General features: G+C 61.0%; 15 protein-coding genes. 9 read left to right on the top strand and 6 right to left on the bottom strand.

All coding sequences use genetic code 11. The annotated features are described in order from the left end of the window. The first annotated feature begins 32 nt into the window (after positions 1 to 32). Genes ACR0MO_RS17060 through lpxK form a run of 4 tightly spaced genes read left to right on the top strand, consistent with a single transcriptional unit; the run spans position 33 to position 4,383 of the window. Positions 33 to 1,379, top strand: coding sequence for a TldD/PmbA family protein (locus tag ACR0MO_RS17060; RefSeq protein WP_170624619.1), 1,347 nt, complete (start codon positions 33 to 35; stop codon positions 1,377 to 1,379). Further along, positions 1,366 to 2,166 (top strand): inositol monophosphatase family protein, encoded by an 801-nt coding sequence (locus tag ACR0MO_RS17055; protein ID WP_480892438.1) that lies wholly within the window; start codon positions 1,366 to 1,368, stop codon positions 2,164 to 2,166. Before ACR0MO_RS17060 ends, ACR0MO_RS17055 begins: the two co-directional genes overlap by 14 nt. After that, positions 2,163 to 3,398, top strand: a complete 1,236-nt coding sequence (locus tag ACR0MO_RS17050; protein ID WP_170455253.1) for a glycosyltransferase N-terminal domain-containing protein — start codon at positions 2,163 to 2,165, stop codon at positions 3,396 to 3,398. Before ACR0MO_RS17055 ends, ACR0MO_RS17050 begins: the two co-directional genes overlap by 4 nt. Continuing rightward, positions 3,385 to 4,383: a tetraacyldisaccharide 4'-kinase gene (gene lpxK, locus ACR0MO_RS17045; protein ID WP_170624713.1), complete on the top strand. Its 999-nt coding sequence runs from the start codon at positions 3,385 to 3,387 to the stop codon at positions 4,381 to 4,383. The genes ACR0MO_RS17050 and lpxK overlap by 14 nt, the downstream gene beginning before the upstream one ends. Before the next feature lie 40 nt (positions 4,384 to 4,423). Here the strand turns inward: lpxK and ACR0MO_RS17040 are convergent, their stop codons facing one another. Further along, positions 4,424 to 5,086 (bottom strand): DsbA family protein, encoded by a 663-nt coding sequence (locus ACR0MO_RS17040; RefSeq protein WP_170455256.1) that lies wholly within the window; start codon positions 5,084 to 5,086, stop codon positions 4,424 to 4,426. Between the two features lie 13 nt (positions 5,087 to 5,099). Continuing rightward, positions 5,100 to 5,606, bottom strand: coding sequence for a DciA family protein (locus ACR0MO_RS17035; protein WP_170455258.1), 507 nt, complete (start codon positions 5,604 to 5,606; stop codon positions 5,100 to 5,102). Positions 5,607 to 5,687: 81 nt separating this feature from the next. Between ACR0MO_RS17035 and mutY the strand changes: the two genes are divergently transcribed. Then, the gene (gene mutY, locus ACR0MO_RS17030) at positions 5,688 to 6,743 is read left to right on the top strand and encodes an A/G-specific adenine glycosylase (RefSeq protein WP_170455260.1); all 1,056 of its coding nucleotides are present in this window, start codon (positions 5,688 to 5,690) and stop codon (positions 6,741 to 6,743) included. Between the two features lie 61 nt (positions 6,744 to 6,804). Then, positions 6,805 to 7,941 carry an alkane 1-monooxygenase gene (locus ACR0MO_RS17025; RefSeq protein ID WP_170455414.1) on the top strand — a complete coding sequence of 379 codons (1,137 nt, stop codon included), beginning with the start codon at positions 6,805 to 6,807 and terminating at the stop codon, positions 7,939 to 7,941. A gap of 78 nt (positions 7,942 to 8,019) precedes the next feature. On the opposite strand, the gene ACR0MO_RS17020 is transcribed toward ACR0MO_RS17025, so the two are convergent. From ACR0MO_RS17020 to ACR0MO_RS17005, 4 genes are all read right to left on the bottom strand, one after another. Next, a complete protein-coding gene (locus ACR0MO_RS17020; protein WP_480892433.1) occupies positions 8,020 to 9,396 on the bottom strand; it encodes an adenylate/guanylate cyclase domain-containing protein in 1,377 nt (458 codons plus the stop codon). A 141-nt stretch (positions 9,397 to 9,537) separates the two neighbouring features. Further along, complete coding sequence (locus tag ACR0MO_RS17015) at positions 9,538 to 10,638, bottom strand: site-specific DNA-methyltransferase (RefSeq protein ID WP_170455264.1); 1,101 nt, start codon at positions 10,636 to 10,638, stop codon at positions 9,538 to 9,540. Between the two features lie 107 nt (positions 10,639 to 10,745). Then, the gene (locus ACR0MO_RS17010; protein WP_170523819.1) at positions 10,746 to 11,363 is read right to left on the bottom strand and encodes a ribonuclease HII; all 618 of its coding nucleotides are present in this window, start codon (positions 11,361 to 11,363) and stop codon (positions 10,746 to 10,748) included. 112 nt (positions 11,364 to 11,475) lie between these two features. Then, the gene (locus ACR0MO_RS17005; RefSeq protein ID WP_170523816.1) at positions 11,476 to 11,940 is read right to left on the bottom strand and encodes a hypothetical protein; all 465 of its coding nucleotides are present in this window, start codon (positions 11,938 to 11,940) and stop codon (positions 11,476 to 11,478) included. A gap of 176 nt (positions 11,941 to 12,116) precedes the next feature. Between ACR0MO_RS17005 and ACR0MO_RS17000 the strand changes: the two genes are divergently transcribed. The 3 genes from ACR0MO_RS17000 (at position 12,117) to ACR0MO_RS16990 (ending at position 14,740) form a co-directional block, all read left to right on the top strand. Next, on the top strand, positions 12,117 to 12,404 hold the full coding sequence (locus tag ACR0MO_RS17000; protein ID WP_170455270.1) for a hypothetical protein: 288 nt from the start codon (positions 12,117 to 12,119) through the stop codon (positions 12,402 to 12,404). Beyond that, positions 12,376 to 13,077 carry a helix-turn-helix domain-containing protein gene (locus ACR0MO_RS16995; RefSeq protein WP_170523814.1) on the top strand — a complete coding sequence of 234 codons (702 nt, stop codon included), beginning with the start codon at positions 12,376 to 12,378 and terminating at the stop codon, positions 13,075 to 13,077. The genes ACR0MO_RS17000 and ACR0MO_RS16995 overlap by 29 nt, the downstream gene beginning before the upstream one ends. Before the next feature lie 91 nt (positions 13,078 to 13,168). Further along, positions 13,169 to 14,740, top strand: coding sequence for a DUF427 domain-containing protein (locus ACR0MO_RS16990; protein ID WP_480892428.1), 1,572 nt, complete (start codon positions 13,169 to 13,171; stop codon positions 14,738 to 14,740). Positions 14,741 to 14,805: the final 65 nt, after the last annotated feature.

Here is a 14,805-nt window from a genome sequence, read left to right as displayed (position 1 = left end):
GCTAGGTCCATTGCAGTCAAACCGGAGGCCCCATGACGCGCACACCAGAAGAAATCAGCCAATCCCTGCTGGATGCGGCCCGCAAAGCCGGGGCTGAAGCGGCCGATGCGATTGTTATCGACGGCTCGTCGGTCTCGGTCGAAGTGCGCGGCGGGGCCCTGGAACATGCGGAACGTTCGGAAGGGACCGATCTTGGGCTGCGGGTGTTTGTCGGCAAACGGCAGGCCATCGTCTCAAGCTCTGACAATCGTCCCGAAACCCTGAACGCGATGGCCGAACGCGCCGTTGCCATGGCGAAAGAGGCCCCCGAGGACCCCTTTGCCGGGTTGGCCGATGCCGCGCAACTGGCCAATGGCTGGGACATCGACGCGCTGGAATTGTTCGACCCCACCCCGGAACCTGCCCCAGATGCGTTGATGCAGGATGCGCTTGCCGCCGAAGCCGCCGCTTTGGCCGTACCGGGCGTGTCGCAAGTGTCCGACGCCGGTGCAAGCTATGGAACCCACCGCGTTTTTCTGGCCGCCACGAACGGGTTTTCGGGCGGGTATGCGCGCAGTTATCGCTCAACCTCGTGCGTCGCCATCTCGGGCGAAGGCACGGGGATGGAGCGGGATTATGACGGCGACAGCCGCACGTTCCAGTCCGACCTGCGCGACCCGCAGGAGATCGGTCGCAAGGCGGGCGAACGCGCCGTGGCCCTTGGGGGTGCGCGCAAGCCCGAGACCGGCAGCTTTCCAGTTCTGTTTGATGAACGTATCTCATCGTCTTTGATCGGGCATTTGCTGGCCGCCAGCAACGGTGCCGCCATCGCGCGCGGGGCCTCGTGGCTGAAAGACAGCCTTGGGAAGCAGATTCTGCCCGAACATTTGTCTCTGATCGAAGACCCCAGCCGCCCGCGCATCTCGGGCTCGCGCCCCTTTGATGCCGAAGGGCTGCCGACCCGCCGCCGCGCGATTGTCGAAAACGGCATTCTGACGGGCTGGACGCTGGATCTGTCCAGCGCGCGCAAGCTGGACATGGCCTCGACCGGCAACGCCACACGCGGCGTGTCGGGGCCGCCCTCGCCCAGCAACTGGAACCTGAGCCTGACCCAGGGTGACCAAAGCCGCGCGGACCTGATCCGCGACATGGGCACCGGCCTGTTGGTGACGTCGATGATCGGTTCGACGATCAACCCGAATACCGGCGATTACTCGCGTGGGGCCTCCGGATTCTGGGTCGAAAACGGTGAGATCACGCACCCGGTCAACGAATGCACCATCGCAGGCAATCTGCACGACATGCTGAAACGGATGATCCCGGCCAATGACGCGCGGGCTTATCTGTCGCGGGTCGTCCCCTCGGTGCTGATCGAAGGAATGACGCTTGCCGGCAACTGATCTGCCACTTCTGATCGACGCAGCCCTTGAGGCCGGAAAGATCGCCACCCGCTATTCCGGGGCGCAGGCGCAACGCTGGGACAAGCCCGACGGGGCCGGGCCGGTGACCGAGGCCGACCTGGCGGTAAACGCCATGCTGGAGCAGCACCTGCCCGCAGCCCGCCCCGATTACGGCTGGCTGAGCGAAGAAACCGAGGATACGCCGGATCGGCTGAACCGCGACCGCGTCTTTGTCATCGACCCGATCGACGGCACCCGCAGCTTTGCCGAGGGTGCCCGCACATGGGCGCATTCGCTGGCCATCGCTGAGAAGGGTGAGGTCACGGCAGCGGTGATCTATCTGCCCCTGCGCGACCTGCTGTACGCCGCAGCCAAGGGTCAGGGGGCCACGCTGAACGGCGCCCCCATCCGCATCGCAACAACCGCCACGCTGGACGATTCCGAGCTTTTGGCGGCCAAACCAAACCTCGCGCCCCATCATTGGCGTCAGGGCCAGCCCCCGTCGTTCACGCGGGCCTATCGCCCGTCGCTGGCCTATCGCATGGCGCTGGTCGCGCAGGGCTGGTTCGACGGGATGCTGACCCTGCGCCCCAGTTGGGAATGGGACATCGCGGCAGGCGACCTGATCGTGCGCGAGGCGGGCGGCATCTGCTCCGACCGTGCAGGCCAACCGCTGCGCTTCAACAATGCCCATCCCCGCCTGAACGGGGTGATTGCCGCCGGGAAACCCCTGCACGACCAGCTATCCGAACAACTGGATCCCAACGGCCCCGGGATCAGCGGATGAGCAAGCCCCGCTCTCTCAGCCTTGCGGCCTATCGGGTTTTGTCGTGGGGGGTTCCCAACGGCAATGGCCAGCCCGACCTGCCGCGACCTGAAGGGGAGTTGTTGTGGATCCACATCGCAGATCAGGACCGGCTGCGGGTGATCAATCACTTCTGCCACCGTCTGCAACAGGTCCGGCCCGGCCTGTCCATCCTGCTGAGCGCACCGCCAAAGGCTGACCTGAAACGATGGGCCGAAACGCCCTATCCGCTGATCACCCTGCCGGTCGAGCACACCGGCGCGGCACGCGGGTTTCTGAACCACTGGCGTCCGAATATGGGGCTGTGGGTTGGCGGCGGCCTGATGCCCAACATCATTACCCGCGCTCAGGAACGGGGCATACCGCTGATCCTGATCGAGGCGACGCTGGAGATCGAGATCCCCAGAACCGCGCGGTGGCTGCCGGACATTTCCCGGTATACATTTGATTGCTTTGACAGAATCCTGACCAAATCCGAAGACACATCACGCCAGATCCGGCGCATGGGTGTTGCATCGGCCAAGGTTGCCGTATCTCCCCCCCTGCAGATCAGCCCCAACCCGGAACCCTGGCCCGAAGACGAGCTTATTGAGATCAATCACATCTTTTCGGGTCGGCCCGTCTGGCTGGCGGCATGGGTGCAGGACAAGGAATTCATCTCGGTTCTCAGTGCCCATCGTCAGGCGATGCGGATGCTGCCGCGTCTGGCGCTGGTGCTGCATGTGGCCGACATGCGCGAAGCCGGACCGCTGCACAGGCGGCTTGAATCGATGGATCTGCGCTGTGCCTACTGGGATCAGGGCGACAAGATCGAAGACACGACACAGGTCATTCTGACATCCGAGCCCGAAGATCTGGGCCTCTGGCAACGAGTCTCACCCGTCACATTCATGGCCAGTTCGCTTGAACGTGGCGCAGCTGGCAAGGACCCGCTTGAGACGATTGCATTGGGATCGGCCATTGTGCACGGCCCCTTTGTGCACAGCCAGCAAGAGCTTTACGATCAGTTGAAACAGGTCAAGGCGGCACGCATGGTGAAATCCGCCACCGAATTGGGCGATGCGATTGTCGAGCTTCTGGCCCCCGATCAGGCGGCGGGCATGGCCCTTGCAGGATGGCAAATGATCACCGAAGGCGCGCCGCAGGCCGACCAGTTGATCGACATGGTGCAGGAAGCGCTGGACCAGCGGAGTGCAGATGATGCGAGCACCTGAGTTCTGGAACACCGGCCCAGACAAGCTGGACCTGCGGGCGCGGCTACTGGCCCCTCTGGGCCGTATCTACGCATCGGCAACCGCGCGCCGCGTTGCATCCGATACCGGGGTCAATCCGGGCGTTCCGGTGATCTGCATCGGCAACCTGAATGCAGGCGGAACCGGAAAGACCCCCACGGCGATCTGGGTTGTGGAACAGTTGCGAAGCAACTGGCACGAACCGCATATCGTCACACGCGGACATGGCGGGTCGCTGGAAGGACCGGTGCGGGTCGATCCAAGCAAACATTCGGCCGCGCAAGTCGGCGACGAACCGCTGCTGCTGGCCATGTTTGCCGAGGTTTGGGTGGCCAAGGATCGCGCCGCCGGTGCGCGTGCTGCCGCACAAGAAGGCGCAAGTGTGATCGTGCTGGATGACGGGTTCCAGAACCCCTCGGTCGCCAAGGATTTCTCGATCATCGTGGTGGACGCGCAACGCGGGTTCGGGAACGGGTTGTGCCTGCCTGCTGGGCCTTTGCGCGAACCCGTCGATGTGGGCCTGAAACGCGCCGATCTGGTTCTGTCCCTTGGCGACGCCCCCGCGCAACAGGTATTTGCCGATCAGTGGGGCGATCAGATTTCAGTGCCGCACGCGACCGGTGTCGTCGAACCTTTGCAAACAGGAATGGACTGGGCCGGGTCGCGCGTGCTGGCCTTTGCAGGCATCGGACATCCCGAGAAATTCTTCCAGACCCTGCGCCAGCAAGGGGCCGAGCTGCTGCGGGCCGAGGCTTTGGACGATCACCAACCGCTGACGACAGCCCTTATGACCCGGCTTGAGAACGAAGCCCGGTCCTTGGGTGCCCAGATGGTGACAACGGAAAAAGATGCGGTCCGGTTGCCCGATGCCTTTCGTCGCAAGGTCGTGACCCTGCCGGTGCGCCTGCAAGTGGCAGATGCCGATTCTGTGCGCGAGATGCTGTTAAAGGCGGCACCTTCGCCCTGATGGATCCGGCCAGCCCTGAACGGGCTGACCGGGAATGGGTTTAGCTGCCAAGCTCGGCTTCGATCAGCCGCTTGAAATCCTCGTAGGACTGGTTCGACACCTTCTCGCCGTTGACGATGAAGGACGGGGTGGCCTGAATATCGTCACGCTCGGCGTTTTCCTGATACCACGCAACCAGTGTCTGGGCGCGGGTACCGTCCTGCAGGCAGGCTTCTAGCTGATCGCCATCGATCCCGGCCAGACGCCCGATCTTGCGCAGCTCGTCGACGATTTCCGGCGGGCCGCCCGCGCGGGTCCATTCGGACTGACCTTCATAGATCAGGTCGGTGATGCCAAAGAACTTCTCGGGACCCGCGCAGCGCGCAACCATCGAGGCCCACAGACCATAGCGGTCAAAATACACCTCTCGGTAGATGAACTTGACCTTCCCGGTGTCGATGAAATCCTTCTTGAGCTGCTTATACGCGCCCTGATGGAAATTTGCACAATGCGGGCAGGTATAGGATGCGTATTCGATGATCTCGACCGGCGCATCCTCGGCACCCTGCACCATTTCGACGATGGTCGAGGTGTCCAGATCGGCCTCTTGCGCGATGGCACTGCCAACCAGCGGGTTGGCCGGGGTGGAATTCGAGGTTGTCAGCCAATAGCCGCCAGCGGCGACGGCGACAGCCGCACAGATTACGGTTGCAATACGGCTCATTCTCAGCCCTTTCTCAGCGTTTCTGTTTGGATAAAACGTTGCGGCCCAAACGTTCAAGGGCAGCGCGCAAATCACCATCGTGAACATCGCGCGACACTTTGTCTGCCTCGGCCGCAATTTCTGGTTTTATTTCCGGTTTTGCGTGTTTCGGTTTGTGATCGAAACTGGCCTGCCCCTCGGCAAATCCTGTCGGAGCGGTCTGGGTGATGCGAATGCGGCTGATCGCGTTATAGCCGTATACGGCGTTCACCTTGCCGCGCAGCTGTTCCTTCTGCATCTCCAGCATCGGGGCCTGTGGGCCCGTGGTCAGCAGGGTCAGCGTCGCGCCGATCCCGCCCTTGCCATAGCCCACATTGACCGGACGCGCGATCGAGGCGGTGTCCTGCCCCACAATCTCGGCCCAGTGGGTCAACAGACGCGACACGGCAAAGCCCCGGCTTTCCCCGGCGCGCCTGATCTGGTCGTTCAGCAATGTCGCGGTCCGTTTGAACCCGCGGGTCGAAGAACGTCTGCGCTGCATCTGGTTTCCAACTCCTGCGCCGCTATTGTAATGGGCGAAACGGCAGGTGCCAGCGAAACCCGACAGAGAGTTAGATAAATCTTGCGTGACAGCCCTGAATTCGACCTGAGCGCCGCATTGCTCGACTGGTATGACCGTCACGCGCGGCACATGCCATGGCGCGTAGGGCCTGCGGATCGTGCCGCAGGCGTGCAGCCAGACCCCTATCGCGTCTGGTTGTCCGAAGTAATGCTGCAACAAACAACCGTTGCTGCCGTACGTGATTACTTCATGCGTTTCACCTCGCGCTGGCCAACCGTTCATGATCTGGCCGCCGCGCCGGATGATCAGGTGATGGGCGAATGGGCAGGGCTTGGCTACTACGCCCGCGCCCGCAACCTGCTGAAATGCGCCCGGGTCGTGGCGGATCAGCATGACGGGCGGTTCCCCGACACCTATGACGCCCTGCTGAACCTACCGGGGATCGGCCCCTACACCGCTGCCGCCATCGCATCCATTGCCTTTGACCGGCCCGAGACCGTGCTGGACGGCAATGTCGAGCGTGTCATGGCGCGGCTTTATGACATTCATGATCCACTGCCCGGATCGAAACCAGTTCTGAAGGCCAAGGCCGCCGCGCTGACGCCGGATCAGCGCCCCGGCGACCATGCGCAGGCGGTGATGGATCTGGGCGCAACGATCTGCACCCCGAAATCCCCCGCCTGCGGCATCTGCCCCCTGCGTGACCCCTGTCTGGCCCGCATCGCAGGAACGCAGGCAGAATTGCCCCGGAAGACCCCGAAAAAGCCAAAACCCACCCGCCTCGGGCATATCTACATCGCCCAGCGCCGGGACGGAGCGTTGCTGCTGGAGCGTCGTCCCGACAAAGGGCTGTTGGGCGGAATGCTGGGCTGGCCGGGCTCGGACTGGTCGGATGCACCAGCCGAGGCACCTCCGTTCCGCGCCGACTGGAACCTGCTGCCCGGCGAAGTGCGCCACACCTTCACTCATTTCCATCTGGTTCTGCGTATCTGGACAGCGGACCTGCCTGAGCAAGAAACACCAAACGGCCTGACGATACTGCCCAAACACGATTTCAAACCCAGCGACCTGCCAACCGTGATGCGCAAGGCCCACGATCTGTGGCGCGGGCAATAAGCCCGTTGTGCCCCATTGGGTCGCCCGGCTAGGCTGCCCATACCGGTTCGGAGCACGAATGATGATCACAACAGAGACCCTGACCCGCTGGCAAACGGCTCTGCCCTTCTGGGTGTCCTTTCTGCTGGTTCCCCTGATCTGGATCACAGCCATCGCAGGCGGCTGGTGGGTTCTGCTGATCCCGCTGACGACCTGGTGGGCCTTTGCCGCGCTGGACCGCCTGACCGGCCTTAACCTGGACAATGCCGATCCCGAAACGCCAGACGATGTGCTGCGTTGGTACATCCTGCTGACCAAGCTTTGGGTGCCGGTTCAGTTTGTCACCCTGTTTGGCCTGATCTGGTATGTCACGCACACCGATCACCTGTCAGGCTGGTCCAAGGTCGGGCTGTTTTTCGGTATGGGCATCCTCTCGGGTACGGTTGGCATCAACTACAGCCACGAGCTGATGCACCAGAAATCCCGGCTGGAACGCTGGCTGGGCGATATCCTGCTTGCCATGGTCCTCTATTCCCATTTCCGGTCCGAACATCTGTTGGTCCATCACCGCTATGTCGGCACTCCACGCGACCCGGTGACCGCGCGGTATAACGAGGGCTTCCACCGCTTCTACCCGCGCGTCCTGCTGCAATGCCTCATGTCCGCCTTCAAAGCCGAGCGGGACAAGCTGGCCCGCAAGGATCGCCCCTGGACCGACCCGTCGAACCCGTTCTGGCGGTATTGGGCGCTGCAAGGCGGAATGCTGGCGCTTGCGGCCCTGATCGGCGGATGGTCCGGGTTGGGGCTGTTCCTGCTGCAAGCGGGCGTGGCGATCTGGCAGTTGGAACTGGTGAACTACGTCGAACATTACGGGCTGACCCGGAAACATATCGGCGACGGGAAATACGAACATGTTCTGCCGCGCCATTCCTGGAACGCCTCGCAAAAGGCGTCAAACTGGTTGCTGATCAACCTGCAACGCCATTCGGATCACCACTACAAACCCAACCGGCGCTTTCCGTTGCTGCAAAACCACGCAAAAGAGGACGCGCCGCAATTGCCCCATGGCTACCCGGTCATGACGGTGGCCGCGATGATCCCGCCCTTGTGGCGGCGCGTCATGAACCCCCGTGTGCGGGCCTGGCGGCGGCAATACTACCCCGAGATCACCGATTGGCATCCCTACAACAAGGCGCAGAACCCCCAGCCAAATGCGTGACCGCAGCGCGCCCTGCGCGCTGCCCGGCCCAACCGAAGGCGCTGCATCTTCGATGCAGCAACGACGGGCGGGAGCCCCTCAGTACACCCAGATATCCATGGGGTCGGCCACGCCGCGCACGGCCTGAGCGCTGCGCCTAGTGAATCCTTCCATCGCGTATGCGGGGCTTTCCTGCGACGCCTGAGCCCGCAGCGCGTCACTGACCACAACGCGTGCCTTATAGTCGCGCGTCATCGCCTCAAGCTTGGCAGCGACATTCACCGCATCGCCGATCACCGCAAATTCCAAACGGTTGGCCCCGATATCACCCAACACGACCGAGCCATAGTGGACCCCGATCCCCACATGAATCTCAACCTCGCCCGCGCGACGGCGTTCCAGATTCCAGCGGTCGATCATGTCCACCATCGCCCGCGCACAGCCCAGCGCGTTGGTGGCATCCAGCGGCGTCGGGACCGGCGTGCCAAACGTGGCCATCAACCCATCACCCAGATATTTGTCCAGCGTCCCATGATGACGAAACACCTCGGTCTCCATCCGGGCATGGAACCCGCGCAGAACCTCGATCACCTCATACGGGTCGCGACCCGCCGCAAACTTGGTGAAGCCCACGATATCGATGAACAGAACCGCGATGTTTTCCTTGCGCACCTGTTTCAACGGCTCGTCATTCTGGCTGAGTTCATCGACCACATTGGGCGAGAAATAGCGCGACAGGTTCGCCCGCTCGCGCTCCAGCCCCGCATTGGTCATCAACAGCCGGTTCAGCCGCCGCATGGATACGCCCAGCGTCACCGCGACCATTACAAACACGATCACCTCCTGGATGCGCAGTTCGGCCCGGAAACTGTTTGGATCCAACATTTCGGCCACATCCGGATAGCCCTGCAACGCATCCGCCACCCGCTCGCTGATCCCGGGGAAGGGGGTGGCGATCCACCAGGCAATGATCCACCCCGCAGTCCATACCCCTGCGGTCCACGACCCGATGGCAATCACCGTGCGCCAGGAATAAGCCAGCGTGCCCGCCGCCAGAATGATGAAGAAATACTGGAAATTGTCGAACCGGTACTGCATCGCCAGCGGTCGGACATCGTCGCTGAACGGGTTGGGTACGATCATGCCCAAGGTCATGATCAGTAGATCGACAAAGATCAGCAACAGCTCAGCCCGCGATTGCCCCACCCGGCCCGCGCGGCGGATCAGCCAGCCATTGGCGCAGATCAGCAGCAGGACGAAGTGATACCACAACACCTCCCACTGCGGGTTCAGGTAGATCAGCAGCACCCCGGTCAGCCCCATCGCGATCCAGCGGGCGCGAACGGCCAGTTCCAGCCCCTCGCGCTTGTGCTGTTCCAGCGCGGCTTCGGTATATTTGTTGTCCAGATCGAAATTGTCGGGCCGGGTGACAAAGAACCTTTCAAAACGCGAGGGGCTGGCGCTGGTGTCTGTCATGACGGATCACTCTCGTATCAGGTATCAGAGTGATCCCATGCAACCATTCCTGCGGCCAAAACAAAAGACCCCGCCGGATGATCGGCGGGGCAAGGCGTAGTGCCATGTGTCAGGCCACAGGCACCGGCGGTTTTCGTGAAATCAGTTCATTTCCGCGCGGATCTGCTGGCGCAGCACATCAATCGGCACAGTCTTGCCGTCGCGTTTGAAACACCAGTACGTCCAGCCATTGCAGGACGGCGCGTTTTCCAGATGTGCGCCGACCTGATGGATCGAGCCCTTGACGTTATCGCCCACCAGCGTCCCGTCGGCGCGCACCTTGGCCTTATGGCGCTGGTTCATGGAATAGAGCTCCTCGCCCGGGCGCAGCATGCCGCGTTCGACCAATTGGCCAAAGGGCACGCGCGGCTCGGCGCGTTTGCTGGCGCTGACCTCCAGCGCCTCACGGTCGAACTTGCGGACCTTGGAAATACGCTTCTCGGCCACCTTGCGATAGCTTTCTTCGCGCTCGATGCCGATGAACTCGCGCCCCAGCATCTTGGCAACCGCACCGGTCGTGCCGGTGCCAAAGAACGGGTCCAGAATCACATCCCCCGGATTGGTCGAGCCGATCAGAACCCGGTGCAGCAACGATTCCGGTTTCTGCGTCGGATGTGCCTTGTCGCCGTTTTCATCCTTGAGCCGTTCATGCCCGGTGCAGATCGGCAGCACCCAGTCGCTGCGCATCTGCACGCCTTCGTTCAGGGCCTTCAGCGCCTCGTAGTTGAACGTGTATTTCGCACCTTCACGTTTCGACGCCCAGATCATCGTTTCATGCGCGTTGGTGAATCGCTTGCCGCGGAAATTCGGCATCGGGTTCGACTTGCGCCACACGACGTCGTTCAGAATCCAATAACCCGCGTCCTGCAGGGCCGAGCCCACGCGGAAGATGTTGTGGTAGGACCCGATCACCCAGATCGCGCCATTGGGTTTCAGCAGGCGATGCGCCGCTTTCAACCACTCGCGGGTGAATTGGTCATAAGCGCCAAAGCTGGAAAACTGATCCCAGTGGTCGTCAACCGCATCCACCTGAGAGTTATCCGGGCGATGCAATTGCCCCTTCAACTGCAAATTATACGGAGGATCCGCAAAGATCAGGTCAACCGACGCCTCGGGCAGACTGTTCATCACATCGATGCAGTCCCCGGATAGGATCGTGTTTAAAGGGAGCGCTTTTGCGCCCTTTTTGGTGGTTGTTGTCATTTTACTGCCTCAAGTATCCACGGCGCTTTTGCGCTCATTTGGTTGAGACAAGGATGAGTCAAAGACGATTCGCCGTCAATTTCTTTTTTGAATCAGCGACTTACGATTTACTCTTGATACAAGATATTGTGGACAGGCTTGAACGAACGTCTATGGTGTGGGGTCACACCAAGATTTTGCAGCGCCTCCTTGTGTTGTTTTGACGGATAACCGGCATTTGTCTCCCACCCATAGCCCGGATGCTGTTGCGCCAAATCCACCATCACCTGATCGCGCCAGTTTTTGGCAAGGATCGAGGCCGCCGCGATCGACACCGATCGCGCATCCCCTTTGACAACCGCCTGCGAAGGGATTTTCAGGCCGCGCGGTATCATAATGCCATCGATCAGCAGAAAATCGGGCGCAGGGTCCAGGGCCGCCACCGCCCGCGCCATGGCCAGATGCGAGGCGCGCAGGATGTTGATCTCGTCGATTTCTTCCACCGACGCCTCGGCAACCGCAAATTCGGCGCTGTCCCGCAAGACCGTATCCAAAGCGGCGCGGCGCTTGGCGGTTAGTTTCTTGGAATCGTTCAACCCGGCGGGAATATCACCGGGGTTCAGAATCACCGCAGCCGCCACAACCGGCCCGGCCAGCGGGCCGCGCCCGACCTCATCAACACCTGCGACGCGCAGATGCCCTCGGTCCAGCAGGGCCTGCTCAAGTTCAAAATTCGGTACCATCATCCCTTTGGCAAACCGCGTTTCACGACCGACCGCAAGAAAAAAGAGAGGGCAGCTTGTGCCGCCCCCTCTCTTGCGCGGCGCTTCTTGCGGCACCGCTCCTGCTCGTGACCGATTACTGGTAAACCACGCGGTATCCTTGCTGGCGCAGGCACGCGGGTTCATACCCCCGCTTGACCTTTTTGCCGTTCCAGAAACCGACCTTGCATTGGTTGGGCAGGCTATTGGCATGTCTGTAGTGTTTCTTCAGGCATTTTGGCCCAAGCAACTGCCGGTTGGGTCCGTAGCCTTTGATGGTCCGCAGGCACCGGTGCGGCAGGTCATATCGCGCCACACGTTTCGGAACCGGACGAACATGTGGATGCACGATCTTCGGTTCCTTGTACACGTGATGATACTGGCGGCTCGGCCGATCCCTGCGCTTTTCCTTGTTATAGTGATTGACCGCCGCGCCGATGATGGCAATGGCGGCCAGCCCGCCAAGAATGTCCCCGGTATCTGCAGCCCGCGCTTGCGAGGCCGAGACGCCGGTAACGGCAATGGCGGTGGCGACGATCAGGGCGATGAATTTGCGGTGCATGATGCATGTCCTTTCGCAACTTGGGGCGGACCCGCTAAGGACCGCGAATGTGATGCCCCGACACTGGGCCCGCCCCCTTCAGACAAGCAATAACGCGCGGTTGTTATCGAATATCAGCCGCGTCTAACCCCTTATGTTATTGAATATCCCGGCCACCCATGCGCAGGATGCGGCCTATGAAACAGATCCTCTCTTCTCTGGTCATTGCGACCCTGTTATCGGTGGGCTCCTCTGCTTTGGCGGCGGATTGCTATGCCGACTACAAGGCCAAACAGGACAATCCGTTGCGCCTGCACTACGGCGTGATGCAGGTGTCTTCGTGCAAAAAAGGGCAGGCAAAGCAGGAGGTCGCGCAGCGCCTGCGCGGGTCCGGCTGGACCTTGCTGAACGTCATGTCGGTATTTGGGCCGGAAGGGTTGGATCAAAGGAAGGCCAATGCCGGAAAATTCTATCTCCGTTTCTGACGCAAGACGCTCCGGGGTTCGACTGGTCGGGCTGGGCATTGCTGCCATCCTGGCCATTCTCGTGACCGCAGCCGCATTTCTGTTCTGGACCCTGCCCGACGCCAACGCCTTCAACGCACGGGTCGAAAGGCTGTTTGTCGAAAGCGACCTGACCACGCAGGCCGAAATCCGGCTGTTGGAGATTCTGGCCCAATCCGGCACCGCCTTTGCCGATACGCTGGCCAGCTATCGGATGGTCATCTATGTGCTGCTTGTCTTTTCCTGCGCGATGCTGATTTCGGCCTTTGTGTTTCTGGTGATGCTGGTGCTGCTGAACCGGCGCATGGCACAGATCGAACGCACCGGGATTCAGGTGACCTCGCTTTTGATCAGCCGCGAGGAAAACACGGTTTACCTCAACAACATGGACTTCAAACTGACCCCTGCCGCGATGGAAACCCTGTCCATTCTGGCCGAATCCCGCCTTGACGACGAGGTCCTGTCAGGTGCCCAGATCGAGGCGATGATCTCGGGCCGTGATGCAGCCGATTGTGACGAGGCAGCCGGGGCCACCCGTATCAAACGCCTTCGCGACGCGTTGGGCAACCAGATGGTCAGCGAATTGTTGGTCAAGAATATCGCCAAAAAGGGCTATATGCTGTCCATCGAAAAGGACGTCATCCAGATGGTGTGACCCGGCGCAGCGGAAAAACTGGGCCGTGCCCCTTGGAATAAAGACCGGAAAACCCCATTATTTTGGGACCCCATGGCAAGGGAGGTCGATCATGAACGTCCACGCCACACCAAGACCCAAAGGTTACGGAATCTCTGTCGAGCCGTTGAAAGGCAGAATTGCCATTTACCGGAACGACATTCTTCTGGCCGAGAGCCACAATGCCAAGGTGATGTATGAGACACGGCTGCCGCCCACCCTCTACATCCCGCGCGCGGATTTGTGCGTGGACCTGAGTTCGGAAACCGAACTGCAGACCTTTTGCCCGTTCAAGGGCACCGCGACCTATCATGACATCAACCTGCCGGGTGAGCATCTGACCAATTCCGTCTGGGCCTATGAAGACGCGCTGCCGGAAAGCATCGCGATTCAGGGCCATATCGGGTTCATGCCCGACGCCTATACCGAGATCGATCTGGGCCAGAACCAACTGCGCGAACCTGATGACGGGAACATCAGCGGCCCCTTGATTGATTGGCTGATGCGCGGTGCCTCAACCGCCAATACGCCCGAGGCGTTTACAGAAGCGCTGGCCGAGAAAATGCTGGAACACGGGATCGCGATTCAACGCCTCAGCATTCTGGCCTGGTCGCTTCATCCCCTGATCGTGGGCAAGCATTATATCTGGGAAAAGGATCAGGCCGAGATTCTGACCCACGCACCAACCTACGAGATCCATGACCATCCGGCGTTTATCAACAGCCCGCTGCGTCATGTTTCCAACGGGCTGGGTGGCGTGCGGCAACGGCTGAACGACGAGAACCCCCATAACAGTTTCCCGATCATGGAGGATTTGAGGGCCAAGGGCGCAACGGACTATGTCGCCATGCCGCTGCCGTTTTCGGACGGGCGCACCAATGTTCTGACCCTGACCTGCGATCACCCCAACGGCTTCACGACCGAAAATCTTGGGCTGGTTTTTGAATGCTCGGCCGTGATCGCTCGGTATTACGAAGTGTTCATGCAGCGCGAGAACGCGCAGGTTCTGCTGGAAACCTATGTCGGCAAACGATCCGGGGCGCGGGTTCTGGGTGGTGAAATCCGTCGCGGCGACGGGGATGAGATTGATGCGGCGATCATGTTCTGCGATCTGCGCAATTCGACCAGCCTTGAAGAGAAATTGGGACGTGCGGCTTATATCAACCTTCTGAATGAGTTTTTCGAAACCGTATCCGGCATCGTTCACGACAATGGGGGAGAAGTTCTGAAATTCATCGGCGACGCTGTGCTTGCTGTCTTTCCGGCCATCGACGACCCCGCGGTCGCGCGAGAAAGCGCGCAACGTACGGCAATTGGAATTGTCGAACGACTGGGCGAGTTGCGGCAAGCCGGCACCGACACCCATTGCGATTGCTCGATCGGTCTGGCCTATGGGCGTGTGACCTATGGCAATGTCGGCTCGCGCGAAAGGTTGGATTTCACCGTGATCGGTCAGGCTGCCAATGTCGCCGCCCGGTTGGGGGAGTTCGGCAAAACCGTTGGGCACCGCATCGTAGTTTCGGAAGACATCGCGCCGGCCTGCGCAAATGCGCAGCCCTTGGGCGAGGTCGCGTTGCATAATGTGTCCAAACCGGTCAGATCCTATGCATTGCGCACATCTGCAGATGACATCCTGAATTCTTAGCTTGCCTGTGCCTCGATCCGGGTCTTTCGACCAGCGGTGCAATCATAGTCTTCGGCGAACCCGGT

It is taken from the genome of Ruegeria sp. K5, assembly GCF_056531805.1.
This window is presented reverse-complemented; position numbering and strand designations above follow the sequence as displayed.

Coding starts and splice junctions, on each gene's coding strand:
- lpxK (WP_170624713.1), top strand. CDS start 3,385: ATGCGAGCACCTGAGTTCTGGAACACCGGCCCAGACAAGCTGGACCTG.
- ACR0MO_RS17060 (WP_170624619.1), top strand. CDS start 33: ATGACGCGCACACCAGAAGAAATCAGCCAATCCCTGCTGGATGCGGCC.
- ACR0MO_RS17040 (WP_170455256.1), bottom strand. CDS start 5,086: ATGAGCCGTATTGCAACCGTAATCTGTGCGGCTGTCGCCGTCGCCGCT.
- ACR0MO_RS17050 (WP_170455253.1), top strand. CDS start 2,163: ATGAGCAAGCCCCGCTCTCTCAGCCTTGCGGCCTATCGGGTTTTGTCG.
- ACR0MO_RS16995 (WP_170523814.1), top strand. CDS start 12,376: ATGCCGGAAAATTCTATCTCCGTTTCTGACGCAAGACGCTCCGGGGTT.
- ACR0MO_RS17020 (WP_480892433.1), bottom strand. CDS start 9,396: ATGACAGACACCAGCGCCAGCCCCTCGCGTTTTGAAAGGTTCTTTGTC.
- ACR0MO_RS17025 (WP_170455414.1), top strand. CDS start 6,805: ATGATCACAACAGAGACCCTGACCCGCTGGCAAACGGCTCTGCCCTTC.
- ACR0MO_RS17035 (WP_170455258.1), bottom strand. CDS start 5,606: ATGCAGCGCAGACGTTCTTCGACCCGCGGGTTCAAACGGACCGCGACA.
- ACR0MO_RS17015 (WP_170455264.1), bottom strand. CDS start 10,638: ATGACAACAACCACCAAAAAGGGCGCAAAAGCGCTCCCTTTAAACACG.
- ACR0MO_RS16990 (WP_480892428.1), top strand. CDS start 13,169: ATGAACGTCCACGCCACACCAAGACCCAAAGGTTACGGAATCTCTGTC.
- ACR0MO_RS17005 (WP_170523816.1), bottom strand. CDS start 11,940: ATGCACCGCAAATTCATCGCCCTGATCGTCGCCACCGCCATTGCCGTT.
- ACR0MO_RS17010 (WP_170523819.1), bottom strand. CDS start 11,363: ATGATGGTACCGAATTTTGAACTTGAGCAGGCCCTGCTGGACCGAGGG.
- ACR0MO_RS17000 (WP_170455270.1), top strand. CDS start 12,117: ATGAAACAGATCCTCTCTTCTCTGGTCATTGCGACCCTGTTATCGGTG.